A 24,635-nucleotide genomic window follows, 5' to 3' on the forward strand; every position below is an offset into this window, starting at 1 on the left:
ATGAGATTATTATACTTTAATTCAAACTATGCTATAAAAATACATGACAAAATAATTGATATTTCTGGAGGTCGAGAAGGAATCAAAGATTTTGGCAATATAGATAGTCCTCTTCATCATATTCAAAATGATGATTATTATCCAACATTTGAAGAAAAACTAACACATTTAATCTTTTCTTTTAATAAGTTTCATGCTTTTAATGATGGTAATAAACGTACATCAATTGCAATGGGAGCTTTTTTTTTAGAAGTAAATGGCTTAGATGTATTTGTAAATAAATTCATCATTGAAATGGAGAATATTGCTGTAACTGTAGCAGATAATCTTATTGAAAAAGATTTACTCCAAGAAATTGTCACATCAATCATTAACGAAATAGATTATAGTGACGAGCTGAAGCTAAAAATTATAAATGCCCTTAATCAAGTGAGAGAAGATGCCGACCAAATAAATTTAGGCATAGATTTTTATAGAGATATTTATTAAATAATAATAGTTATTTATTGCTACTTGATTGTTTTACAAAATCCTAAAATAATTAAGAATTCCGTTTAAAATGATTTTAAAGACATAGTAATAACCGATTGTGACACTAAGAAAGTCGAATCTTTAATTTATAACGTGAATTTTAAATTCAAAAACCATAAATCCTAACTAGCCCTGATAGAGCCGATATCCTCGTAACGCAGTGAAGAGATAAAGGCGAAATATTTATATTCACGAATACAAAAATTTAAATATAAACTATAAGTAAAGCAGGAATCAATGCTTACAAATAAAACCTAATCATTCGCTCCAAAAAAATAAAATAATGTTGCTTTAAACTAAATTATTTACATAAAATTCTCCCATTATTATGCAGGCTAAAATAAAGAAAGTAGAATTACGGAATTTAGCTTTTGAGGATTACAAACAACTCAAAAACTCGATGGTGGAATCGTATCCTGAAATGGCCGATTCCTATTGGCGTGCCAATGATATTGAGACATTATTAGGTGTATTTCCTGAGGGGCAATTGGTTATTCTTGTCGATGGAAAAGTAGTGGGTTCTGCCCTATCCTTGATTGTTGATGAAAAGTTGGTCGATAAAAAACACAATTACTCACAAATAATAGCTGACTATTCGTTTTCGACACACAATCCGAATGGAGAAATATTATACGGAATCGATGTTTTTATTCATCCCAATTATCGCGGTTTGCGTTTAGGCAGGCGTCTGTATGATGCCCGAAAAGAATTGTGTGAAAAATTGAACCTTAAAGGAATTGTTTTTGCTGGGCGTATTCCGAGTTACGGTCAGTATTCCGATAAAATGACGCCCAAAAAATACATTGAGAAAGTAAAAAGCAAACAATTGCACGATCCGGTGCTTTCGTTTCAGCTGAGTAATGACTTTCACGTGTTACGAATCATGAAGAACTATTTGGCAGGCGACGAGGACTCCAAGGAATTTGCGGTTTTGCTTGAATGGAACAACATCTATTTTGACGAAAGTCCAAGACTCATAAACACGGAAAAAAATGTTATTCGCTTAGGGTTAATTCAATGGCAAATGCGGTCTTTGGGCAATCTCGAAGCTTTGTTTGAACAATCGGAGTTTTTTATTGACGTGGTTTCGGGCTACAGTTGTGATTTTGCAGTTTTCCCTGAATTGTTCATTGCGCCTTTAATGGCCGATTACAATCATATGACCGAGGCCGAGGCGATTCGGGAATTAGCGAAACATTCAGATCCTATTCGGAAACGGTTTCAGGAATTGGCTATTTCGTATAACATCAATATCATATCGGGCAGTATGCCGTATTTGGAAAACGGAAACTTGTACAATGTTGGATTTCTGTGCAAAAGAGACGGAACTTCGGAGATGTATACCAAAATTCACATAACTCCAAATGAAGCGCAACACTGGGGAATGAAAGGCGGGTCGGAAATCAAGACTTTCGACACCGATTGTGGTAAAATTGGAATTATGATTTGTTATGACGTCGAATTCCCAGAAGTTTCGAGAATTATGGCCGATGAAGGTATGAATATACTATTTGTTCCTTTCTTGACCGATACTCAAAATGCCTACATACGAGTAAAACACTGCGCACAAGCCCGGGCGATAGAAAACGAATGTTATGTTGCCATTGCGGGTTGTGTAGGGAATTTGCCCAAAGTAAATAATATGGATATTCAATATGCACAGGCGGCGGTTTTTACGCCTTCAGATTTTGCTTTCCCGAGTAATGGTATCAAAGCCGAAGCTACTCCCAATACCGAAATGACCTTGATTGTCGATGTCGATTTACGATTGCTGAAAGAATTACACGAACATGGAAGTGTGAGAATCCTAAAAGACCGAAGAACCGATTTGTATCAAATAAAAAAGATTGAGAATTAAAAAAATTCGACACAGATTTCACAAATTTGCACAGATTAAAAACTTAGGACTCTAAATATTTAGGTGTTTTTAGATTAAAAAAATCGCTGCGAATCTGTTGAATCCGTTTCATCTGTGGCCAATCTTACCCTTAAATTGATTTAAAATAATAGACTTTAAAAGTAAAAATATGAAAACCTGCCTCGAATGTGGAGACCCAATTGTAGGTCGAGAAGACAAGAAATTCTGCAGCGATGGTTGCCGAAATGCCTACAACAACAAAATAAATAAGGATAGTACGAATTATATGCGCAATATCAACAACAAATTGCGCAAAAATTACCGAATTTTGTCGGAACTAAATGTTGATGGAAAATCCAAAACAACTCGAGCCAAGCTGATGAGCAAGGGTTTTGATTTTGAGTTTTTTACTAATGTTTTGAATACCAAAACGGGGAATACCTACTATTTCTTGTACGACCAAGGCTACATGGTTTTGGACAATGATTATTATATGCTAGTTAAAAAAGATATTTAATACCCCCAATTATGAAAAAGAACTATTCATCCATTATAACCGTCGTCATCATCATAGGGATTTTGGGATTTTTATTCGCTTTCTTAATGCCTTCCTGGTCACCTAATGAGGACAAAAAAATAACGGAGTTTTCGACGAGCAGAGCTTTGGAACATATTAATGCGATTGCCAAACAACCGCATTACGTTGGCACCAAAAATCATGAGGTTGTTGCCAATTATATCATTAAGGAGCTTCAAAAACTGGGATTGGAGACAACGGTTCAGGAAGGCTTTACGTTGAGTGACTGGGGGAATTTGGTTAAATCCAAAAACATAATGTGTCGCATTGAAGGAACTAAAAATACCAAAGCATTGCTACTACTTTCGCATTATGACAGCGCACCACATTCTTTTTCGCATGGAGCGAGTGATGATGCATCGGGTGTGGCGACGATTCTGGAAGGTGTTCGTGCTTTTTTGAATGCCAGAACCAAGCATCAAAACGACATCATAATTTTGTTTACCGATGCGGAAGAACTGGGATTAAATGGTGCCGCACTTTTTGTTACCCAACACCAATGGGCTAAGGAAGTGGGATTGGTGTTGAATTTTGAGGCACGCGGTTCATCAGGACCGAGTTATATGTTGATGGAAACCAACAAAGGAAATGCTGGTTTGGTTAAGGAATTCGCAAAAGCGGACGCTACTTATCCGGTGTCGAATTCGTTGATGTACAGTATTTACAAAATGTTGCCAAATGATACCGACTTAACGGTTTTTAGAGAACAAGGCGACATTCAAGGATTCAATTTTGCTTTTATCGACGACCATTTTAATTATCATACCCAACAGGATGATATGGCACATTTGGACAAAAGCACTTTGAAACACCAAGGCTCGTATTTGATGCCGTTGCTGAATTATTTCTCGAATGCCGATTTGAATGCGACGGCATCGACGACAGATGATGTTTATTTCACAATTCCGTTTACGTTTATCAGTTATCCTTTTGATTGGGTTGTTCCAATGACACTGATTGCCGCAGGTTTATTAATCATTTTGGTGTTTTTGGGCAAAGCCAAAAGAATGCTGAAACTGAACGACATTATGAAAGGTTTTTTCCCATTTTTGGGTTCTTTGATTTTTACGGGATTAATCACCTATTATGGATGGAAAGGATTGTTGCTTTTAAATCCGCAATACAATGATTTACTCAATGGATTTACCTACAATGGTCACGATTATATTGCAGCCTTTGTATTGATAAGTCTTTCGATTTGTTTCTTCTTTTATCAAATAGCTTCCAAACCAAAAGTGACGATGAACCATTATGTGGTTCCACTATTATTTTGGATTGTGTTGAATGGATTCCTTGCCAATAGTTTGCGTGGTGCCGGATTCTTGATTATTCCAGTATATTTTGGACTGATTGCCTTTGCAGTTTTTGTGTTTAGCCAAAGATCCAATTGGATTGTAAACATCATTTGTGGAATTCCCGCCTTGTTGATTGTTGCTCCGTTTATTCAAATGTTTCCGGTAGGTTTGGGCTTAAAAGTATTATTTGGAAGTGCTATTTTGACTGTTTTGGCATTTGGATTACTGCTACCTGTTTTTGGGGCTTTCGCCAAAAAAGGAAGCTGGTCATTATTATTCTTTTTTACGTCTGTTTTATTTTTGGCGATAGCACAATACCACTCAGGCTATGAACCGGGTGAAGCCAAATCCAATAGTTTGGTATATCTCTATAATGCAAATAACAATAAAGCTTATTGGTTAACTTATGATACCAATCTGGATTCCTGGACGAAAGGTTATTTGGGCGAAAAACCGAAAGGGGCAAAAATCTTCAATTATCTAAAGCTATTCAGTAAATACAACTCAGAGTTCACTTATGCTAATGAAGCTCCAGACAAAGGAATTGCAAAACCAACTATTACTTTTCTTAAAGATAGTGTGGTCGGTTTAAAAAGATACTTGAAAATACAAATCACTCCAAACCGAAAGGTCAATCGCTATGATATTTTTGCAAATGAAATAATGAGGTTTTACAATTTCAAAGCCAATGGTGTGAGTACTTTGGGTCAGGAAGGAACTGAATTGGAAAGAAACGGTAAAAAAATATTGAGTTATTATGTTGTCAACAATGAGCCACTAGTATTGCAATTTACCATAAACCGAGCGACTGTTCTCGATATGGATGTAATGGAAAGTTCCTTTGATTTGATGGTTAATCCACTATTTGAGATGACTCCAAGAGAAAGCTGGATGATGCCAACACCTTTTGTATTGAATGATGCGGTGATCATTACCCAAAAAATAAGACGACATCAAAAATTCGTTGCGCCTGTTATGAAACCTGTTGCCTCACGACCGGTATTGACGGATAGTTCGAAGGTGGTTAAGGATAGTCTACGAATAAAGTAAAATCTAGGCTGTTTCGTAAAGATGCACGAAGAAAAAACACAGAGATACACAAAGAATAATTTATAAACCTTTGCGAATCTCTGTGTCACCTTTGAGGCACTTTGCGAAATAACTTTCTTCTTTCAACAAGCACATTCAAATTTCGCTCCATCTTTATTTCCTTGAGTTCCCTCGGTAGCGTAACCGTCAAATTTCCACCACTCAATTCCACCTATTAATTCTTTTACTTTAAATCCCAATTTGGTCATATTCAGAGCCCCTTTTGTCGAAGCATTACAGCCAATTCCATCGCAATAAGTTACATACAAAAATTCTTTGTCCAAGTGAGCGGTTGTTTCCGGACTCATTTCGCGATGCGGAATATTTATGGCATTTGGAATATGTTCTGCCTCAAATCCAAATGCTTTTCGGGCGTCGAGAGCAATTACTTTTTCACCGTTATTCAAGGCGTCAAACAAATCGGACGGATCCATTTCGAATGCCAATTTGTTTTCATAATGTTTTATTTGTGCTTCCATTTATATTGTTTTTTAGATTGAATACTAATTCAAAATTAAGACAATTGCATTTAAAAAATCATTTATTATTCTATGAATTCATTTGATACAAATCCAAGTATAAATTTTGTTCCTTTGTGAAAATAATTTTCAAAATTCGCTTTTCTGAATTTATAATTAGTTAATAAAATGAGACAAATAAGCATATTGGGCTGTGGCTGGTTGGGTTTGCCTTTGGCAAAAGCCTTACTAACAAATGGGTTTTCCGTGAAAGGCTCGACTACATCTGAAGGAAAACTTTCTACATTAAAATCATTAGGCATTAATCCTTTTTTGATTGCGCTTGACAGCAAAAATATAACAGGTGCAATCGAAGACTTTCTCAATGGAAGTGAAACTTTGATTATTGACATTCCACCACAATTGAGAGGAAAAAACTTAGAAACTTCAGCTTCGAATGAAAAGGTATTTGTCGAAAAAATAAAAACACTGATTCCATATATTGAAAAATCGACGATAAAAAATGTACTTTTTATAAGCTCAACTTCCGTTTACGGCGAAATCAATGGAATGATATCCGAAGAAACTGTTCCAAAACCCAATACTGAAAGTGGCAAACAATTACTGGAAGCGGAATCACTTTTTCAGAATAACAACAACTTCAAAAGTACGATCCTCCGTTTTGGCGGACTCATTGGCGAGGACCGAAATCCGATAAAGTCTTTAGCAGGTAAAGTAAATCTTGAAAATCCAAAAACTCCTATCAACTTTATTCATCAGGAAGATTGCATTGGTATTATTCTTAAAATCATAGCTACTGATTTCTGGAACGAAATTTACAATGGTGTGAGTCCTTTCCATCCCACAAGAGAGACTTATTATACACAAAAAGCAACCGAATTAGCCTTACCTTTGCCGCAATTTGACCATTCAAATCCTTCTATTGGGAAACTGATTTTGAGTGATAAAGTAGAAACTGATTTAGGTTATTCCTTCATTAAAACCAATTTGTAAATTGAGAACAAAAATACAAACCGCTTTTAAATCAAGAGTAAATGCCATTGGGCTACCTATTTTGGCTTTATGTTGGGTAAGCTTTTTTTGGGGCACCACTTGGCTGGCTTCCAAAGAAGGGGTGAAACACATGCCAGCGTTACAGCTTGCGGGGATTAGGCAATTTATTGGAGGTTCTTTGTATCTCGCCTTTTTCTTGTTTAAAGGAACACCTTGGCCAAAAGGAAAACAATGGAAAACCATCATCATTTTAAGTTTACTCAATTTTGTTTTAAGCAACGGACTCAGCACGTGGGGTGTAAAATACATCAGCAGTGGATTGGGCGCAATTATTGGTGCAATGGTTCCTTTATGGATTGTGTTCATTAGTATTTTTAAGGGTGAGAGAGTTACCAGACTGGCTGTTTTGGGAATTTTGGTTTGTTTTGGAGGGGTTTGTGTTATTTTTTATGAGCATCTTCTCGACTTTTTACAACCTGACTTTCAATTTGGAATAATTCTTTCGATAGCGGCAACAATTACTTGGGCTTTTGGCACATTATATACCAAGAAAAAAGCAGCGAGTTTTAACCCTTATTTTAGTTTGGGATTGCAGATGTTTATTTCCAGCATTTTTCTTTTTTCCTTTGTTGGAGCTACGGGTGCTAGCATTCCGCTTTCAGAAATTCCGGCCAATTCCTGGTGGTCAATTCTCTATTTGGTTCTTATTGGTTCGGTTTTAACCTTTATTGCTTTTATTTATGCTCTGCAAAAACTCCCAACTGAATTGAGCAGTGTTTATGCTTATGTGAACCCAATTGTTGCGGTGATTTTGGGCGCTTTTATTTTTGGGGAACCATTAACCACGGCAATTATTTTTGGCGGAAGCATAACTTTAATTGGATTATATCTGATTAATTATGCGATGCGAAAAAAGAAAAATAGCAGCGAAGCTATAATGTAGACTAATTTAATAAAATATTAAAAACCAAACAATTGTAAGTTTTGAATGTATTTGAAATAACTAAATCTCATATCTTTTTATATGGTTGTATTTTTCTTTATTTTTGCACCAAATTAAAATTATGTTTTCTATTTTAAAAAAATACAGAACCTATATTGGTGTCGTATTAATTTTTTCCATCATAACGCTTTACTTGTTTTATTCGGCTTTGAAACCCAGTAAAACATTGCCAATCTATAATCCTTCGGATGTAAACCCAGAATTGGTGGACAGTACCGTACAATACATCCGCAAGTACCACACGATTGCCGATTTTTCTTTTGTGAACCAAAACGGAAAAACCGTTACCCAAAAAGATTATGAAGGCAAAGTATATGTCGCCGACTTTTTCTTTACGACTTGTGGTTCAATTTGCCCAAAAATGACCACCAATTTAGTCGATGTACAAAAAGCAATCAAGAACAATCCAAAAGTAATGTTGCTTTCCCATACCGTTTTCCCTGAGACCGACAGTGTCCCTGCTTTAAAGGCTTATGCCAAAAAGTATGGTGTTATTGATGGAAAATGGAACTTGGTAACGGGCGACAAAAAGGAAATTTATACCATGGCCAGAAAGTCTTACTTGGCTGTAAAACTTGGAAAACCGGAACAATTGTATGACATGGTACACACCGAAAATTTTGTTTTGGTAGACCAAAAAAGACGTGTTCGCGGTTTTTATGACGGAACCAAGAAAGAGGACATACAGCGATTAATTGAAGATATTAATTGGCTTTGTTCCAATGAAAAAAATGAGTAAAACTGATAATTATCAGCTGTAATTATAATAAAAAATGTATTTTTGCAATCTTAATTCAATCTAAATAAGCTTTGCAAACAACGATACATTCACTCAAAAAAGGCCAAAAAGCCATCATACTGGATTTTGATATCGATGTTATCCCATTAAAACTGTTAGAAATGGGTTGTTTGCCGGGCAATGAAGTCGAATTACTTCAAATTGCTCCCTTTGGAGATCCCCTGTATTTGAATATTAACGGTTCTCATCTTGCCATTCGTATTGAAACTGCAAAACAAATCGGAGTGAAACTCATTAAAAATAAACAAAAATGAGTTTAAAAAACATCAATGTTGCTTTAATTGGAAATCCAAACGTAGGGAAAACTTCGGTTTTTAATCAGCTTACGGGCTTGAACCAACAAGTGGGAAACTATCCAGGAATTACCGTGGAGAAAAAAATGGGTTTTTGCAAACTGCCCAACAACATCAAAGCGAATATTCTTGATTTACCCGGAACCTATAGTTTAAATGCCAGCTCCATTGATGAAAGCGTCGTTATTGAACTTTTACTTAACAAAAACGACCGTCTCTATCCAGACGTGGCGCTTGTGGTTACTGATGTGGAGAACCTGAAACGAAATTTACTTCTTTATACCCAAATAAAAGACCTTGAAATTCCAACTATTTTGGTCATTAACATGGCTGATAGAATGGAACACAAAGGCATTACTCTTGATATACCTTATCTAGAAGAACATTTAAAAACCAAGATTGCTCTAATTAGCTCCAGAAAAGGACATGGAATTGAGGAATTGAAGAACTTAATCGTTAGTTATAAAACCATTTCTTCAGAACCGTGCTTGAATGCGTCGGTGATTGACGTCGAGTATTTCAATAGTCTTCGTCACGCATTTCCCAACCAATTACTTTATAAATTATGGTTGGTAATTACCCAAGATGTCAACTTTTTGAATTTGGAGCGTAACGAAATTCGAAGCACTTTTACCAAATCACATTCCGATTTGAAACGTTTGCAACAAAAAGAAACTATCAAACGCTATCAGTTCATCAATGATGTTTTAAAAGAAGGTTTAAAAGTTGACTCAACTGTTGCCAAGGATTTCCGAAGTAAGCTAGACCGCATCCTTACTCACAAAGTATGGGGATATGTAATTTTCTTCATCATATTGTTTGTGATTTTTCAGTCTATTTTTCAGTGGTCCAAGATTCCGATGGATTTTATCGACAGTACTTTTGCCTCTTTAAGTGCATTAGCGAGTGCACATTTGCCTTCAGGAATGCTGACGGATTTGATTTCACAAGGAATAATCCCAGGAATTGGAGGCATTTTAATTTTCATTCCACAAATTGCCTTTTTGTTTTTATTTATTTCCATACTCGAAGAAAGTGGCTACATGAGTCGCGTGGTATTCTTAATGGACAAAATCATGCGTCGATTTGGATTGTCGGGAAAAAGTGTAGTTCCATTGATTTCAGGAACAGCCTGTGCCATTCCGGCAATTATGGCAACCAGAAACATCGAAAACTGGAAAGAAAGGTTAATCACAATTCTAGTAACTCCTTTTACCACATGTTCGGCCAGACTACCTGTTTATGCCATTATTATTGGATTGGTTATCCCGGATACTTATGTTTTAGGGATATTAAATGTACAGGGATTGACTTTAATGCTTTTGTATGTTATTGGTTTTGGAATGGCGATATTATCCGCTTATATCCTAAATATCATTCTAAAGGTAAAAGGCAAAACATTCTTTGTGGTGGAAATGCCCAACTATAAGTTGCCAATGTTCAAGAACGTCGCCATTAACGTAATTGAAAAAACAAAAGCCTTTGTTTTTGGCGCCGGAAAAATTATTTTGGCAATATCTATTATCTTATGGTTTTTGGCCTCTTATGGCCCAGGAAAACAGTTTAAAAACGCCGAACAGATAATATTGGAGAATACCAAAGCACATCCATTATCAACAACCGAGTTCAATAATGCTGTCGCTTCGCAAAAATTAGAGAATTCTTATATTGGTCTAATGGGAAGAGGTATAGAACCCGTTATTTCTCCATTAGGTTATGACTGGAAAATTGGCATTGCCATTATCAGTTCGTTTGCGGCAAGAGAGGTGTTTGTAGGAACCTTGGCAACCATCTATAGTGTGGGCGGAACAGACAATGAAAATACCATAAAAAACAAAATGGCCGAAGAAGTAAATCCTGTAACCGGTGAAAAAATATTCAATTTTGCCTCAGGGATATCATTACTTATGTTTTATGCTTTTGCCATGCAATGTGCCAGTACTCTTGCCATTACAAAAAAAGAAACCAACTCCTGGAAATGGCCTGCCGGTCAGCTTGTTTTTATGAGTTCTTTGGCTTATGTAGTGGCATTAATTGCTTTTCAAATCTTAAAATAGTGTATTATGATTCAAGAAATAATAGCCTTTGTAATCCTTGTACTCGCACTTGCTTTTTTGATTCGAAAATTTTTTTTCAAAAAAAAATCGGATAAAAACTGCGGAAGTGGTGATTGTGGGTGTAGTTAATTTGGTTTTTAATTACCTTAAAAAACGAACTATTTTTGCTTTTGAGTAAAAGTATCTATTGCTTTTAAATCTTATCTTCGAACTTCTTTTTACTAAAAAATAAAATTCTTCCTTTGGGCTTTTTGCTAAAAAAAAATTATAAGTTGCTGATAATCTAGATTTAGACATCATGAAATACGCTAATTTCTTATATAAAAAACATTTCATTTCATTTTTTTATCTTAAATTTATGTCATTAATTTTCAATTCCTTAATGCCTAAATTTAAAAAACCAGAATATTATGAAAAAAACGTTTATTAAAGGATTAGTTGTATCAAGTGTATTGTTATTATTAATTTCCTGTAAAAAAGAGGAACCAGTTGCCGCTGTAATTGACACCAACCAAATCAAAGAAGAAATTCAAGCCAAGGAAAATGAATTTGCTGACACCTACAATGCCGGAATAGTCAAAAACATAGGTTACCATGCCGATGATGCCATAACCTATCCACAAAATAGTGCGCCAGTAGTGGGAAAAGCCGCAATCGTTGAGTTTTTAAAAACGCACAGGGATACCATATCTGTAGGCAAAAAAATCTCATTTAAAACCGACGAAGTATTTGTATCAAATGATGGAAACCAAGTAGTAGAGGTTGGTACTTATAAAGTAGTTGATTCTACAGAGGCCGTTGTAAATTCAGGAAATTACATGAGCTTATTTGTAAAAAGAAACGGTAAATATGTTTGCTTAAGAGACATGAGCACATCAGATTTGCCAAACGAATAAAAACACACCAACACTTTTGTTGCCGAAAAAGGCTCTCTGAAAATTAATCCGGAGAGCCGTTTTCTTTTAAAGCGTATTCCAAAGAAACAGTCACTTAAAAAAAATGTCAAGTAGCGAAAAAATTGGCTTTACCGGGAAACATCGTTCCTGCTGTCCGCTATATCCCATCAAGGCAAAAGAGTCAGCAAAGTCAATTTTTGAAAAACTCAAATAAACTGTAATTTCAAGATTTTGAATCGGTGACAAAACTCCAATTAGAGTTCGATATACCTTTTTTGCAAATAAAAAACCCTGACAACAATTGTTATCAGGGCAATTTTATAATTAAAAACAATATGACTTAGCGTCTTCTTCCGCCGCCGCCGCCGCCTCGGTAACCACCGCCACCGCCGCCGGATCTATAACTGCCGCCGCCACTGCTTCCTCTATTAAAACTACTAGAGCCTGATCCAGAACGGGAAGAACTCATTGAGTTGGAAGCCGATGGTCTCGACGATGAAGATGATCTATTTGCATCACGCGTTGAAGCTGAATTTCTATTACTAGCATCTCGTGTAGAAGCAGAATTTCTATTTGCATCTCTTGTCGAAGCGGTATTTCTATTACTATTATTACTGTTTCTATTACCGTTATTTACATTGTTCCTGTTATTACTATTTATATTATTGTGCGAAACACGATTCGAAGTGTTGCGACTGTTGTTATTATAATTATTGTAATTATTATGATTAACATAAACATTCGTATTATGATAACCATATCCTCCACCATGATAGCCATAGTGATTTGAACGATAAATTCCTACAGCCATAACAGTAGCAAATCCAAACCAAGGGGGATAATACCCATAGTAATATGGAGGATAATATGGCACATAAGCAGGAGAATAAACATATTGAACAATTGGAGCTTGTTCAACAACAACCGTGGTGGTCGAGGCAGGCACATTTACTGTAACCGGATTAGTTCCTGTATAAGCTGGATTTGCCGTTACACCGCCACTCCCTTTTGGAGCTGGCTCTACAATATAGTCCTTCCCATACAAATCTTTGTCTCCGATAATTTGTAAGCTTATCTTTTTGTTTTTATCTTTTGACACCATAATTACGGCCACATCTTGGGTTTCCGTTTTACTTATGGGGTCTCTAAGGATAAATGTAAAGTCGTCACCATCTTTCTTGGTTTCCACTTTGATAAAATCAACTTTTTTATCATCGTTTAAATCCAAATTATTGATTTTAGTCTTCTCGTCATTTAATGACTTTTCGAAGTCCTCAATAGTCTTAGATTTTTGAAAAAGATCCAAAACAGCATAAAGATCTAGATTGTCACCTGGCAAACCTAATTCTCCGGTATCACTTGTTTGAGAAAAAGCATTCAAACTAAACAAGCTCATAGCTATTACTAGAAATGATAAAAATCTTATTTTCATAACATTCTGATTTAAATTTGTAATGTAAATATAGCAAACTAAACTTAATAATTTTATTTCTCTATTGGAATAAATTACAGATAAATCAAATTTTGTGCCAAATAAACATACTCTTTTGCAATGTTTTGTTAACGCCAATAAAATTAAGACAGCCCTCCTAGACTAATTTGTCTATCGCATATTTAAAATTTAGATTTCAAAACGAGATTCTACACTACTTTCACAAACAAATTACTAGCAATCTTATTGGAAATAACAAATTCGGAATCGTTCACTTTTATTTTAAGAGACAAATCAAATGTTTCCTTAGTAACCACTGCGATTTTGGTTCCCAATCCAATTTGTTGTTTGTCAAGATATTTCAAAAAATCGGAAGAATTGTCCTTTACCCCTACACATATTCCGGATTGATTTGCCAACAGTTCAGATAACAATTGTTTTTCTATCGCAATCATTCGTCCTTGCGCATCCGGTATTGGATCGCCATGTGGATCTTCAGTAGGATTCCCAAGAAAATCATCGAGTTTATTGATTAGTTTTTCAGATTTGATATGCTCGAGTTGTTCGGCAATATCATGAACTTCATCCCAAGAAAAATCAAGTTTTTCAACCAAAAATACTTCCCATAAACGATGTTTTCGCACAATCATTTTGGCTGCAAGCTTTCCGTTTTCAGTCAATGAAACCCCTTGGTATTTTTTATAATTCACCAAATCCTTTTCGGCCAATTTTTTAAGCATATCCGTTACAGAGGAAGCTTTGGTTTCCATCATTTCGGCAATAGCATTGGTGCTTACTTCACTATCAAGACTAGTGGTAAGGTGATATATGGATTTCAGGTAATTTTCTTCGGAGAAAGTCATTTGATTGCAGATTTTAGATTGCAGATTTTAGATTAGAGATTTTAAAAAAATCATCATCCCAAAATCTTAGATACTCAGTAACTCAGAATCTCAGCAACTATTTTTTAATTTTTAACAATAAACAAAGGTATTGAAATTTTATGGCGCAGTTTATCAACCGTAGTACCAAAAATTAGATCTTTCAAACCCGTATGACCATGTGTTCCCATGACCAAAATATCAAAACTACCCTTATTTATTATCGTTGGAATAATCTTGGTAGGATTTCCAAACCCTAATTCAGTTTCAATTTTAAAGCCTTTTTGCGAAAGCATTTCTTTATATTCCAACAATAGCTTTTCATCTATAGTGGTTTCGTGATCGTCAACTTCATTTCCATACATCATAGCTCCAACGGTTTCTACCACATGTATTAAAGTATATTTAGCCTCCATTCCTCCCAATTCAAAAGCATGGTTTAAAGCCGCTTCATCTGCAGAAGAAAAATCGACTGAAACAGCAATGTCTTTATTAGAGTAGGTTCCTGTTGAAGAAAATTTCAAACTCAAAAGATGCGGAGAATGGTTTTGAATATCTGGTTTTGATTTTGTCACAAAAGGTTTAATTACGATATAAAGCAATAAAATCAAGAAACTAATTGCCAAGGGCACTACCGTCAACCACAGAATTAATGGATTTTCTGAAGTTTCCAACCATCCTTGTATTTCCGAAAAAACCAATTTGGCGTTGAGTGAAACAATGATCAAAGCCACTATCCAAGATGCAAATTGCGTTGTTCTGCTAATATGAAATCCCTTCATTTTTCTTTTATCACTCACAAAATGAATCAGCGGAATGATAGCAAACCCTAATTGTAAACTTAAAATTACCTGACTAAGGATCAACATTTTTCCAGTAACGCTTTCGCCAAAAATAAAAATAACAATCATGGCAGGTACAATGGCGATTAAACGAGTAATAATTCGACGAACCCAAGGCTGAATTCGCAAATTTAAATAACCCTCCATCACAATTTGCCCAGCCAATGTTCCGGTAACCGTCGAGCTTTGTCCTGCGGCTATTAAGGCTACCGCAAATAAAACAGGAGCCCACTTGGTTCCTAATATCGGTTGCAGAAAACGGTAAGCATCTTGAATTTCGGCCACTTCAAACATTCCATTTTTATAAAATGTCGCTGCCGCCAGAATTAAAATAGCCGCATTTACAAAGAAAGCCAAGTTTAGAGCAATCGTCGAATCGATAAAATTATACTTAATCGCCTGTTTGATTCCTGCAGGACTTCGGTCAAATTTTCTGGTTTGCACCAAAGAAGAATGCAAATACAAATTGTGTGGCATTACCGTGGCTCCAATGATTCCAATGGCAATATAAAGTGCTGATTCATTAGGCAAAGAAGGAATCAAACCGTAAAGCACTTTCCCCATTTCTGGCTGTGCAAATATCATTTCGAATATAAAAGATAATCCAATGATCATAACAAGTACAATGATAAACGCTTCCATTTTACGAATGCCTTTATTGATTAGAAAAAGCAATAAAAATGTATCCAAAACAGTAATCATGACCGCTTCTATCAGCGGAATGCCAAACAATAAATTGATACCAATGGCCATTCCTAAAACCTCGGCAAGATCACAGGCAGCTATGGCAATTTCGGCTAGAAAGTAAAGAATATAATTAATGAATTTCGAATAGGTTTCTCGTGAGGCTTGGGCCAAATCACGTTGTGTAACGATTCCAAGTCGGGCACTTAGGCTTTGCAACAGCAACGCCATCAAATTACTCATCAACAATACCCATAATAATGCATATCCAAACTGACTCCCTCCAGCTATGTCCGTCGCCCAGTTTCCTGGATCCATATACCCAACACTAACCAAATAGGCCGGACCGAAAAAGGCCAATATTTTCCTGAATACAGAAGTTTTATTTTGCGTCGCCACCGATTGGTGAACCTCTTCAAGTGATTTACTCATATTTAAACATTTAAAAAACAAATATATAAAATAATTTTACGATACATAAATAATTTTTTAGTTTTGTCTAAAATTTAATTTAAAACAAACTAAATGAAAAAATTCATATTAATAATATCCTTTCTGTCAATCTCAAATTATGCGATTTCGCAAGACTTGCCAAGCATTCAAACAGACAGACCAGATCAAACGGAATGCCCTTTTATTACTCCAAAAGGTTATTTACAGTTTGAAAATGGATTTTCTTATGAAAAAATCGATGGTGATTCCAAAAGTATTGTTGCTCCTACAATTTTAACCAAATTTGGGATCAACGATCATTTTGAGCTACGATTAATCACGGAATATTCAATCGAAAAAAATAATTCAAGCAAAATATCAGGAATTAATCCAGTTCTGATTGGTTTTAAAACACGCCTTTTTGAAGAAAAAGGGATTATCCCAACAACCTCTTTCATCACTCATCTCGGTCTTCCAAAATTGGCTTCATCAGATTTAAAAGCAACATACTATACTCCTGAATTTCGATTTACAATGCAACACACTATTTCTGATAGACAAACTTTAAGTTATAATTTGGGTGCCGAATGGAGCGGAGTAACTCTGGAACCAACTTTCATTTACACTTTGACAACGGGATACTCTTTTTCTGAAAAAATTGGTGGATACATAGAATTCTTTGGTTTTATACCGCAAATAGAAAAACCAGATCATCGATTTGATGGAGGCTTAACTTATTTATTCAATCCAAACCATCAACTGGATGTTTCTGCAGGTTTTGGACTCTCCAAAATTTCTCCGGAATATTATTTTGCTTTAGGATATTCATTTCGATTCAAAATCTAATATCAAACTATAACAAAACTTTATAATTCAAACTTATATCTTGGTTTGAAACTTTGTAACTTTGCAGTTCTAAAAGTTAAACTTAAAATAAAAAATATGTATCCAGAAGAAATGGTAAAACCAATGCAAGCTGAATTAACGTCTGCTGGTTTTCAAGAATTACATACTGCCGATGCTGTAGAAAGCGCAATAAAATCAGCAGGAACAACACTTGTAGTAGTAAACTCTGTTTGTGGTTGCGCTGCAAGAAATGCACGCCCAGGAGCCAAAATGAGTTTGGATAATGCAAAAAAACCATCTAATCTAGTAACTGTTTTTGCAGGTGTAGATCGCGAAGCTGTAGAAGCTGCAAGAGGTTTTATGTTTCCATTCCCTCCATCTTCTCCAAGTATTGCCCTGTTCAAAGACGGTGAATTGGTTCATATGCTAGAACGTCACCACATTGAAGGTCGTCCAGCAGAAACTATTGCAGAAAACTTAAAAGATGCTTTCAACGAGTACTGTTAAGCTAAAAAGCAAAACAAAAAAACCACGCAAATTGCGTGGTTTTTTGTTTATAAAGATAATGTCTAATTCCAGCCTCCACCCAAAGCTCTGTACAATTGGATGGTTGAACTCAATTGGTTTTGCGTCAACTCCGAAAGACTTAATTCTGCATCAAACAAATCTATTTCTACTTGTATAACTTCCAAGTAAGAAACATAGCCATTATAATACCTTGCATTCGATAATTCCAAGTTTTTTCTAGCCGCAATAACCTGCTTGTTTCTAGCTGCCCATTCTTCCTTATACGTTTTCACGTTTTGCAAAGATTGTTCTACTTCGGCAACGGCAACAAGACAAGTTTTTTGGTAATTAAGTCTTGATTCTTCAGCAATTTGACGGTATATTTCTACTCTCCTTCTGTTTTTACCAAAATTAAAAATTGGACCTGCAACAGTAGCGCTTGCGTTTTGCAAATACGATGAACCATCAAATAAATGACTTACATCACTGTTTGCGAATCCCGCCAATGCAGCAATATTGAAAGAAGGAAAACGCATCGCTTGCGCAACACCTATTCTTTCATTAGCCGCCATATAATTCCTTTCTGCTTGATTTACATCAGGTCTGTTTTTCAATAAAATAGAAGGAATAGAAACGGGTAAATTATTCGCTACTTGAAGCTCTGTGTTGGTTTTACCACGCTCTATCGGTCCTGGAGCTTGACCAATCAATATTGAAATAATATTTTCTTGAATGGTAATCTGTCTCTTAAAAGCAGGAATAGCTGCTTCGGCAATTGCTACTTGTTGTTCGATTTGAACCTTATCTACTTCAGAAACGTAACCAGCCGAAAACCTTTGATTAATAATATCAAATCCTTTTTGTCTAGATTCCAAAGTCTTTTGCGCAACAAGTAGTCGGTTGTCATAATCACGTAGTTGAAAATAAGCAACCGCAATATCACTAACCAAATTAGAAAGAATCACTTTTCGTCCTTCTTCACTAGCTATTAATTCATCTTGAACAGCTCTATTTTCGTGGCGAACTTTACCCCAAAAATCCAATTCCCAAGAAAGATTAGCTGACGCATTGGAAGGCAAAAAGGTCTTCTCATTACTGTTTACAGTAGCGCTATAACCAATTGCAGGCAATAAGTCGGCTTTGGTATATCCTAATTCTGCTCTGGTACGATCAATACGCGCCATAGCAATCTTCAAATCATAGTTATTTTCAAGTCCTTTAGTTATTAGGCCTTTTAAAACATCATCATTAAAAAGATCAAACCATTTTACGTTCACCACAGAAGCGAGTGTATCAGCATTTGCAGGACCATAGTGGAAACTTTCAGCATTCTTTTCTTCTGGCTTTTCGTATTTAGGCCCAACCAAACAACCTACAGGAAGAACTGCAAGGACAACAATAACAACAATAATTTTTAATTTATTCCTCATGATCTGTAGTTTTTGAATCCGTACTATTTTCAGTTGCTACAACCTCATCCTTGTTTTTTCCGATGTTTTCAATCATTACAAATAAACCCGGAACAATTAACACTCCAAGAACTGTGGCTATCAACATTCCGCTGAACACTGCCATACCCATTACGATACGGGCTTGCGACCCAGCACCTGTAGCGGTAAGCAAAGGAACAACACCAAGAATAAAGGCAAAGGCCGTCATTAAGATTGGGCGAAAACGAAGCTTAGCCGCAACCATTGCCGATTCGTATAGTGGTTTCCCTTTTTCATATTCTTCCTTGGCAAACTCAACGATAAGAATTGCATTCTTGGCGACTAGTCCGATTAACAGTACCAATCCAATTTGCGCAAACACATTGTTCACATAAGCATCACTACCAATTCTAGCCAAAAACAATCCTAAAAATGCTCCAAAAACTGCAAAAGGCGCTCCAAGCAATACACTAAAAGGCAATTTCCAACTTTCGTACTGTGCGGCAAGAATTAAGAATACAAAAACTAAGGCCATTAGAAATACAGTACCTCCACTTGGAGAATGTTTTTCTTGATACGACAAGTTGATATAATCGTAACTCATATCAGATGGTAGAGTTTCTTTGGCAACTTCTTCCAATGCATCCAAAGCTTGAGCACTACTGTAGCCGTCATTAGGACTTCCTCCAATCTCAGCTGACCTAAATAAATTAAGACGGTTGGTAAAATCGGGTCCTGCCACTTTTGTTGCTGTAACCAAAGTGGATATAGGCAACATATCGCCATTGTCATTTCTTACGTAAATCTTATTTAAATTTTCAGGTTTTAATCTGTCAACGGCATCACCTTGTAAATACACTTTGTACTGACGTCCAAAACGGTTGAAGTCATTCACGTAACTTCCTCCCAAAAAGGCACCCAATACTTCGGTAACCTTAGAAACTGGCACTCCCAATTTCATGGCTTTTTCGTTGTCGATGTCCAACTTTATCTGAGGTGTACCAGCATTAAAAGTTGTATAAATCCTTTTTATTTCAGGACGTTTTTGAGCTGCTGCAATAAAAGCTTGTGTTTGTTGGGCAAGATATTGTGGAGTGTTACCACCTCTATCCTGCAACATTAAACTAAAACCTGCAGAGGCACCTAAACCTTGAATTGCAGGAGGTCCAAAGGCAAAAGCCGTTGCTGTTGTAATTTGTGTCGATAGTTTTTTATTTAAACGATCCACCAATTGCTTCGCCGTTTCAGCTCTTTCTTCCCATGGTTTTAAGGATATGAAAATAAAAGCGTTATTCGGTTGATAGGAGTTGGTAAGCATACTAAACCCATTGATTGTGGTATAAGACAATATCGATTCCTCTTCTTTTAAAAACCCATCGACTTTCTTTGAAATTTCATCTGTTCGCTGAAGAGAAGATGCTGGGGGCAATGCAATATTAATTAATACATATCCTTGATCTTCCTCTGGAATAAAACCTGCTGGAATTTTTAAACCCAGTAATACTACAGCTCCAATAATTACTCCTAATAAAATGATAATGCGCGTTGCTTTTTTAGCAAAAAAAGTAGCTCCATTTATATAAGTTCCTGTGACTTTTTCAAAAATTCTATTGAAACCAGCAAAAAATTTAGCCAGCCATCCTTTTTGTTCACTAACTGGTTTTGTGGGTTTCAGTAACATGGCACAAAGCGCGGGACTCAGTGACAAGGCACTAAACGCCGAGAAGGCCACCGAGACCGCAATGGTTATCGCAAATTGTTGGTAAAAACGACCTGTAATACCTGGTGTCATCGCAACTGGTACAAATACCGCAATCAAAATAAGTGCAATTGCAATTACTGGCCCAGAAACTTCACGCATCGCTTGTATTGTTGCATCTTTCGGTGATTTTCCGTGTTCAATATGATGCATTACGGCTTCCACAACCACGATGGCATCATCCACAACGATACCAATTGCCAGTACCAATCCCAATAAAGACAAGGTATTTATTGAAAAACCTAGCAATGGAAAAACTGCGATGGTACCAATTAACGATACAGGAACCGTTATTAAAGGAATCAAGGTAGCACGCCAGTTTTGAAGAAATATAAATACAACTAGAATAACCAGTAAAACAGCCTCAAAAAGAGTATGAACGATATCATCAACACCCGCAGTAATAGCAAGTGTAGTATCCAATGACTCTTGGTAAGCTATATCTTTTGGAAACTTTTCAGACATTTTTTTCATAGCCTCTTTGGCAAGTGTAGCCACTTCCAAAGCGTTACTTCCCGGCATCTGAAATACAGTTATTGCCGAAGTGGCACTACCATTTCTGCGAGCGTTTGAACTATAATTCTCTGTTCCTAATTCAATTCTGGAGATATCGCTTAATAGTACTTCGGAACCATCTGATTTGCTTTTTACTACAATTTGGCCAAACTCCTTTTCAGTAACCAAACGGTCTTGAAGTGTAACTCCATAGGTAAAATCAGTCCCCATTGGAGCAGGTTCTGCTCCAAATTTCCCACCGGGACTAATCATATTTTGAGCATTCAAAGCATTCTTTACATCATCGACAGTTATCCCAAGCTTACTCATTACATCGGCCTTGAGCCAAACCCTCATCGAATAGTCACTCCCCCCAAAAAGGGAAACTTCACCAACCCCTTTTATACGTGCCAATTGATCCACTATGTTGATATTGGCATAGTTATTCAAAAATTTAGAATCGTATTTAGGATTTGTAGATGTAAGTGTAAACAGCATCATCGGGAACGATAATGATTTTTTCACCACAACTCCTTGTTGTTTTACACTTGATGGCATAAATGGTGCTGACTGTGCTTGGCGGTTTTGGGTAAGCATATTGGCATTATCCAAATTCGTACCCACATCGAATGTTACTTCAATTGTACAAGCTCCATCAGAGGTGTTTGTGGATTTTATATAAAGCATCTGTTCTACTCCATTTACCTTTTGTTCGATTGGTGTAGCAACAGCTTGCTCAACATTCAAAGCATTTGCTCCTGTAAAAGAAGTAGTGATTTTTACAACAGGTGGATTGATATCCGGATACTGCGATATTGGCGTTTTTTGTAATGCAAGTAATCCGAGTATCACAATAATGATACTGATTACCATGGCTACAATTGGTCTTCTAACAAAAAATTCTCCCATAATGATGTTTCTAAATTATTTATTAGCACTAATTATTTTTCTGCTTTTCCTGGAGCCCAGTCTACAATTTTCGGAGTTATAAGACTACCGCTTTTCAATAGAGAGGTTCCTCCCATAGCAACTTTATCATTAGCCGTTAATCCATCAAGAACCAAATAAGAATCTTTGTATGACGGACCAATTTGTACCATTTTCATATCTACTTTATTACTATTGTCTACAACATAAACCTGATAAATTCCTTGCATTTCAATAACAGAACGTTGCGGAATAACCAATGCATTTTTACGAACATCAGTAACTACATGAATTTTAACATATTGACCTGGTCGAATTAATTGATCAGGATTGGCAAATGCAGCCTCAAAAGTTACTGCCCCGGTAGTTGGATCAATTTGTCTATCGGCAAAACTGATTTTTCCTTTTTCAGGATAAGCTGACCCATCTGACAATTCTAATGAAATTGATTTTCCGGCTCCTTTTAGACTTGAATCTTTTTTAGTTATTTCTCTAAAGATTCGAAGATATTCCTGCTCGCTCATTGTAAATCGAACTCTTACATCCCCTAAATCCGAAACGGTATTCAAAACCGATGCGGCACCTGGACGAACATAATCTCCAACCCTAACTTTTGAAATCCCAATCAATCCTGAAATTGGAGCAAGAATTGAGCAATATCCCAATTCTATTTTTGAATTTTCTAAATTGGCAGTTGCCGCTTTTATGGAGGCAGTTGCTGCACTATACGCTGATTTTGCAGCTATTAATTCTCTTTGACTCACAGCGTTCATTTTGGCAAGTGGAACCATCATGTCATAATCAGATTTGGTTTTGGCCAACCTTGCCTGCATTTCTGCCAAATTTGCTTCTGCCTGATGAACTTTCTCTTGAAACGGCAACGGATCAATAGTGTATAACAATTGACCTTTGTGTACCAAACCTCCTTCTTTAAAATTTAGACTTTCGATTACGCCATCAACTCTAGGGTTAATCTGTATATCCGATTGTCCAAAGGTTTGCCCAGTAAATTCCGATTCGAGTCTTACATCTTGCTGTAGCACTTTTACAACCGAAATTTCGAGCGGTTTGGCCTCTGGTGCCGCTTCTTTTTTACAAGAAGAATAAAATGAAGAGAGAACTATAACAAAAAATAATATTTTAATCTTTTTCAACGTATTCATAAAATTATTATTAAAATTAGTATAAACAAAAATACTGATTTAAATTTATCAGCACGAGGAAATTACAAAAAACAAACGAATAATTCACAGTAACTAATAAAAAAATTAATAGTTGACTATTCTTTCAAGTCATATCTCCGAATTCCACAATCATTCTTTGTTAAAAAAACTCCAGTTACTGTTTTTTTACTAAATTAGTAGATTGTATTCTGTAATTCTCAACATATAAAAAACATTAATTGTTTTTTAATCTACATCATCTTTTACTAACATTAAATTCCAAGAATATGTCTAAGTCCAATAAAAAAGACCACAATGAATTTGAAGAAAACCTTGTTGATCTTTCCTCTTTAAGCAAAAAAGAACTTGTTCAAAGAGCCAAAAAATTCTCAAAACAATATTGTGTTGGAGATGGAGATGACTTCAAGCTTAAAAATTACGAGACAAAAGCCAGTTTCAATTTGGGGGAAGAAGGAAAACCATTGGTGAATCAAACCTTGCAAATGGGAGTTGAAGCCCTGGCCGCTATGCAAGACATTTTATATGCCCAAGACAAATGGTCGTTGCTACTCGTTTTTCAGGCGATGGATGCGGCGGGCAAGGATGGAGCCATCAAACATGTGATGTCGGGCGTAAATCCACAGGGATGCCAGGTTTCTTCTTTCAAAGCACCAAGTTCAGAAGATTTGGATCATGATTTTCTTTGGCGTTGCCAAAAACATTTGCCTGAAAGAGGACGTATTGGAATTTTCAACCGTTCCTATTATGAAGAAGTTCTAGTAGTGCGCGTACACGAGCAAATTTTAAAAGGTCAAAAACTTCCGGAAAAACTGATTACCAAAGACATCTGGGAGGAACGTTTTCAGGACATTCGAAACTTCGAAAAATACCTTACCCGAAACGGAACAATTGTCATCAAATTTTTCCTCAACGTTTCCAAAAAAGAACAAAAAAAGCGATTCATTGAGCGCGTGGACGATCCGGACAAAAACTGGAAATTTAGTGCGGCCGACGCCAAAGAAAGAGGCTACTGGGATGATTATATGAATGCTTACCAGGAATTGATAAAAAACACCTCGACCAAAAAATCTCCTTGGTATGTGATTCCCGCCGATAATAAATCCTATGCGCGTATCGCCATTGCATCGGCAATTATTCACGCATTGGATGAAATGGAATTAGAATATCCAAAAGTAAGTGCCGAAAAAATAGCCGAATTAAATGCTGTTAAAAAAGCATTACTGGACGAAGAAGATTAATTAGTCCCTAGTAATTGGTAAAAAGTGATTAGTCTGGAGCACTATTCCAAAAGACTTATTTTCTAAATCACTACCAAAAAGCTAATCACTAAGGACTACTCACTAATC

General features: G+C 36.1%; 21 protein-coding genes. 14 read left to right on the forward strand and 7 right to left on the reverse strand.

Features of this window, described 5'->3' with window-relative positions; genetic code table 11:
* The 4 genes from C8C85_RS07550 to C8C85_RS07565 all read left to right on the forward strand — a co-directional run bounded on the left by C8C85_RS07550 (position 1) and on the right by C8C85_RS07565 (position 5,311).
* Positions 1 to 489 (forward strand): type II toxin-antitoxin system death-on-curing family toxin, encoded by a 489-nt coding sequence (locus C8C85_RS07550; protein WP_116796522.1) that lies wholly within the window; start codon positions 1 to 3, stop codon positions 487 to 489.
* A 370-nt stretch (positions 490 to 859) separates the two neighbouring features.
* Positions 860 to 2,389, forward strand: coding sequence for a carbon-nitrogen hydrolase family protein (locus C8C85_RS07555; protein ID WP_116796523.1), 1,530 nt, complete (start codon positions 860 to 862; stop codon positions 2,387 to 2,389).
* 169 nt (positions 2,390 to 2,558) lie between these two features.
* Positions 2,559 to 2,906, forward strand: coding sequence for a DUF2116 family Zn-ribbon domain-containing protein (locus C8C85_RS07560; RefSeq protein WP_111408461.1), 348 nt, complete (start codon positions 2,559 to 2,561; stop codon positions 2,904 to 2,906).
* An 11-nt stretch (positions 2,907 to 2,917) separates the two neighbouring features.
* Positions 2,918 to 5,311 (forward strand): M28 family peptidase, encoded by a 2,394-nt coding sequence (locus tag C8C85_RS07565; protein WP_116796524.1) that lies wholly within the window; start codon positions 2,918 to 2,920, stop codon positions 5,309 to 5,311.
* A gap of 122 nt (positions 5,312 to 5,433) precedes the next feature.
* Here the strand turns inward: C8C85_RS07565 and C8C85_RS07570 are convergent, their stop codons facing one another.
* Positions 5,434 to 5,829 carry a rhodanese-like domain-containing protein gene (locus tag C8C85_RS07570; protein WP_116796525.1) on the reverse strand — a complete coding sequence of 132 codons (396 nt, stop codon included), beginning with the start codon at positions 5,827 to 5,829 and terminating at the stop codon, positions 5,434 to 5,436.
* A gap of 168 nt (positions 5,830 to 5,997) precedes the next feature.
* Here C8C85_RS07570 and C8C85_RS07575 point away from each other — a divergent pair, with 168 nt between their 5' ends.
* From C8C85_RS07575 to C8C85_RS07605, 7 genes are all read left to right on the forward strand, one after another.
* The gene (locus C8C85_RS07575) at positions 5,998 to 6,822 is read left to right on the forward strand and encodes an SDR family NAD(P)-dependent oxidoreductase (protein ID WP_116796526.1); all 825 of its coding nucleotides are present in this window, start codon (positions 5,998 to 6,000) and stop codon (positions 6,820 to 6,822) included.
* Position 6,823: 1 nt separating this feature from the next.
* Complete coding sequence (locus tag C8C85_RS07580) at positions 6,824 to 7,765, forward strand: DMT family transporter (RefSeq protein ID WP_116796527.1); 942 nt, start codon at positions 6,824 to 6,826, stop codon at positions 7,763 to 7,765.
* A gap of 121 nt (positions 7,766 to 7,886) precedes the next feature.
* Complete coding sequence (locus C8C85_RS07585; protein ID WP_116796528.1) at positions 7,887 to 8,564, forward strand: SCO family protein; 678 nt, start codon at positions 7,887 to 7,889, stop codon at positions 8,562 to 8,564.
* Between the two features lie 71 nt (positions 8,565 to 8,635).
* Positions 8,636 to 8,878 (forward strand): ferrous iron transport protein A, encoded by a 243-nt coding sequence (locus C8C85_RS07590; protein WP_116796529.1) that lies wholly within the window; start codon positions 8,636 to 8,638, stop codon positions 8,876 to 8,878.
* Positions 8,875 to 10,974 carry a ferrous iron transport protein B gene (gene feoB, locus C8C85_RS07595; RefSeq protein WP_116796530.1) on the forward strand — a complete coding sequence of 700 codons (2,100 nt, stop codon included), beginning with the start codon at positions 8,875 to 8,877 and terminating at the stop codon, positions 10,972 to 10,974. The genes C8C85_RS07590 and feoB overlap by 4 nt, the downstream gene beginning before the upstream one ends.
* A gap of 6 nt (positions 10,975 to 10,980) precedes the next feature.
* Positions 10,981 to 11,103: a FeoB-associated Cys-rich membrane protein gene (locus tag C8C85_RS07600; protein WP_173503217.1), complete on the forward strand. Its 123-nt coding sequence runs from the start codon at positions 10,981 to 10,983 to the stop codon at positions 11,101 to 11,103.
* 281 nt (positions 11,104 to 11,384) lie between these two features.
* Positions 11,385 to 11,870 carry a YybH family protein gene (locus C8C85_RS07605; protein ID WP_116796532.1) on the forward strand — a complete coding sequence of 162 codons (486 nt, stop codon included), beginning with the start codon at positions 11,385 to 11,387 and terminating at the stop codon, positions 11,868 to 11,870.
* 340 nt (positions 11,871 to 12,210) lie between these two features.
* On the opposite strand, the gene C8C85_RS07610 is transcribed toward C8C85_RS07605, so the two are convergent.
* The 3 genes from C8C85_RS07610 to C8C85_RS07620 form a co-directional block, all read right to left on the reverse strand.
* Positions 12,211 to 13,302, reverse strand: a complete 1,092-nt coding sequence (locus tag C8C85_RS07610; RefSeq protein WP_116796533.1) for a hypothetical protein — start codon at positions 13,300 to 13,302, stop codon at positions 12,211 to 12,213.
* Between the two features lie 209 nt (positions 13,303 to 13,511).
* On the reverse strand, positions 13,512 to 14,165 hold the full coding sequence (locus tag C8C85_RS07615) for a metal-dependent transcriptional regulator (protein WP_116796534.1): 654 nt from the start codon (positions 14,163 to 14,165) through the stop codon (positions 13,512 to 13,514).
* A gap of 104 nt (positions 14,166 to 14,269) precedes the next feature.
* On the reverse strand, positions 14,270 to 16,141 hold the full coding sequence (locus C8C85_RS07620; protein WP_116796535.1) for an Nramp family divalent metal transporter: 1,872 nt from the start codon (positions 16,139 to 16,141) through the stop codon (positions 14,270 to 14,272).
* 93 nt (positions 16,142 to 16,234) lie between these two features.
* Here C8C85_RS07620 and C8C85_RS18550 point away from each other — a divergent pair, with 93 nt between their 5' ends.
* Together C8C85_RS18550 and C8C85_RS07630 are read left to right on the forward strand one after the other, a co-directional pair.
* On the forward strand, positions 16,235 to 16,987 hold the full coding sequence (locus tag C8C85_RS18550) for a transporter (protein WP_243412089.1): 753 nt from the start codon (positions 16,235 to 16,237) through the stop codon (positions 16,985 to 16,987).
* Between the two features lie 96 nt (positions 16,988 to 17,083).
* Positions 17,084 to 17,494 carry a BrxA/BrxB family bacilliredoxin gene (locus C8C85_RS07630; RefSeq protein WP_077372634.1) on the forward strand — a complete coding sequence of 137 codons (411 nt, stop codon included), beginning with the start codon at positions 17,084 to 17,086 and terminating at the stop codon, positions 17,492 to 17,494.
* Positions 17,495 to 17,556: 62 nt separating this feature from the next.
* Here the strand turns inward: C8C85_RS07630 and C8C85_RS07635 are convergent, their stop codons facing one another.
* The 3 genes from C8C85_RS07635 to C8C85_RS07645 are packed head-to-tail and all read right to left on the reverse strand — an operon-like array spanning position 17,557 to position 23,268.
* A complete protein-coding gene (locus tag C8C85_RS07635) occupies positions 17,557 to 18,924 on the reverse strand; it encodes an efflux transporter outer membrane subunit (RefSeq protein ID WP_116796536.1) in 1,368 nt (455 codons plus the stop codon).
* The gene (locus C8C85_RS07640; RefSeq protein ID WP_116796537.1) at positions 18,914 to 22,087 is read right to left on the reverse strand and encodes an efflux RND transporter permease subunit; all 3,174 of its coding nucleotides are present in this window, start codon (positions 22,085 to 22,087) and stop codon (positions 18,914 to 18,916) included. The genes C8C85_RS07635 and C8C85_RS07640 overlap by 11 nt, the downstream gene beginning before the upstream one ends.
* Before the next feature lie 32 nt (positions 22,088 to 22,119).
* Positions 22,120 to 23,268, reverse strand: coding sequence for an efflux RND transporter periplasmic adaptor subunit (locus C8C85_RS07645; RefSeq protein WP_116796538.1), 1,149 nt, complete (start codon positions 23,266 to 23,268; stop codon positions 22,120 to 22,122).
* Between the two features lie 287 nt (positions 23,269 to 23,555).
* Here C8C85_RS07645 and C8C85_RS07650 point away from each other — a divergent pair, with 287 nt between their 5' ends.
* Positions 23,556 to 24,527, forward strand: a complete 972-nt coding sequence (locus C8C85_RS07650) for a polyphosphate kinase 2 family protein (RefSeq protein WP_116796539.1) — start codon at positions 23,556 to 23,558, stop codon at positions 24,525 to 24,527.
* The last annotated feature ends 108 nt before the right edge of the window (positions 24,528 to 24,635 follow it).

The sequence above is a fragment of the Flavobacterium sp. 103 genome (assembly GCF_003096795.1).
Lineage (GTDB): Bacteria > Bacteroidota > Bacteroidia > Flavobacteriales > Flavobacteriaceae > Flavobacterium.

Excerpts from the sequence above, each read along its gene's own strand:
- C8C85_RS07550 (WP_116796522.1), top strand. The coding sequence starts at position 1 with ATGAGATTATTATACTTTAATTCAAACTATGCTATAAAAATACATGAC.
- C8C85_RS07555 (WP_116796523.1), top strand. The coding sequence starts at position 860 with ATGCAGGCTAAAATAAAGAAAGTAGAATTACGGAATTTAGCTTTTGAG.
- C8C85_RS07560 (WP_111408461.1), top strand. The coding sequence starts at position 2,559 with ATGAAAACCTGCCTCGAATGTGGAGACCCAATTGTAGGTCGAGAAGAC.
- C8C85_RS07565 (WP_116796524.1), top strand. The coding sequence starts at position 2,918 with ATGAAAAAGAACTATTCATCCATTATAACCGTCGTCATCATCATAGGG.
- C8C85_RS07570 (WP_116796525.1), bottom strand. The coding sequence starts at position 5,829 with ATGGAAGCACAAATAAAACATTATGAAAACAAATTGGCATTCGAAATG.
- C8C85_RS07575 (WP_116796526.1), top strand. The coding sequence starts at position 5,998 with ATGAGACAAATAAGCATATTGGGCTGTGGCTGGTTGGGTTTGCCTTTG.
- C8C85_RS07585 (WP_116796528.1), top strand. The coding sequence starts at position 7,887 with ATGTTTTCTATTTTAAAAAAATACAGAACCTATATTGGTGTCGTATTA.
- feoB (WP_116796530.1), top strand. The coding sequence starts at position 8,875 with ATGAGTTTAAAAAACATCAATGTTGCTTTAATTGGAAATCCAAACGTA.
- C8C85_RS07600 (WP_173503217.1), top strand. The coding sequence starts at position 10,981 with ATGATTCAAGAAATAATAGCCTTTGTAATCCTTGTACTCGCACTTGCT.
- C8C85_RS07605 (WP_116796532.1), top strand. The coding sequence starts at position 11,385 with ATGAAAAAAACGTTTATTAAAGGATTAGTTGTATCAAGTGTATTGTTA.
- C8C85_RS07610 (WP_116796533.1), bottom strand. The coding sequence starts at position 13,302 with ATGAAAATAAGATTTTTATCATTTCTAGTAATAGCTATGAGCTTGTTT.
- C8C85_RS07615 (WP_116796534.1), bottom strand. The coding sequence starts at position 14,165 with ATGACTTTCTCCGAAGAAAATTACCTGAAATCCATATATCACCTTACC.
- C8C85_RS07620 (WP_116796535.1), bottom strand. The coding sequence starts at position 16,141 with ATGAGTAAATCACTTGAAGAGGTTCACCAATCGGTGGCGACGCAAAAT.
- C8C85_RS18550 (WP_243412089.1), top strand. The coding sequence starts at position 16,235 with ATGAAAAAATTCATATTAATAATATCCTTTCTGTCAATCTCAAATTAT.
- C8C85_RS07630 (WP_077372634.1), top strand. The coding sequence starts at position 17,084 with ATGTATCCAGAAGAAATGGTAAAACCAATGCAAGCTGAATTAACGTCT.
- C8C85_RS07635 (WP_116796536.1), bottom strand. The coding sequence starts at position 18,924 with ATGAGGAATAAATTAAAAATTATTGTTGTTATTGTTGTCCTTGCAGTT.
- C8C85_RS07640 (WP_116796537.1), bottom strand. The coding sequence starts at position 22,087 with ATGGGAGAATTTTTTGTTAGAAGACCAATTGTAGCCATGGTAATCAGT.
- C8C85_RS07645 (WP_116796538.1), bottom strand. The coding sequence starts at position 23,268 with ATGAATACGTTGAAAAAGATTAAAATATTATTTTTTGTTATAGTTCTC.
- C8C85_RS07650 (WP_116796539.1), top strand. The coding sequence starts at position 23,556 with ATGTCTAAGTCCAATAAAAAAGACCACAATGAATTTGAAGAAAACCTT.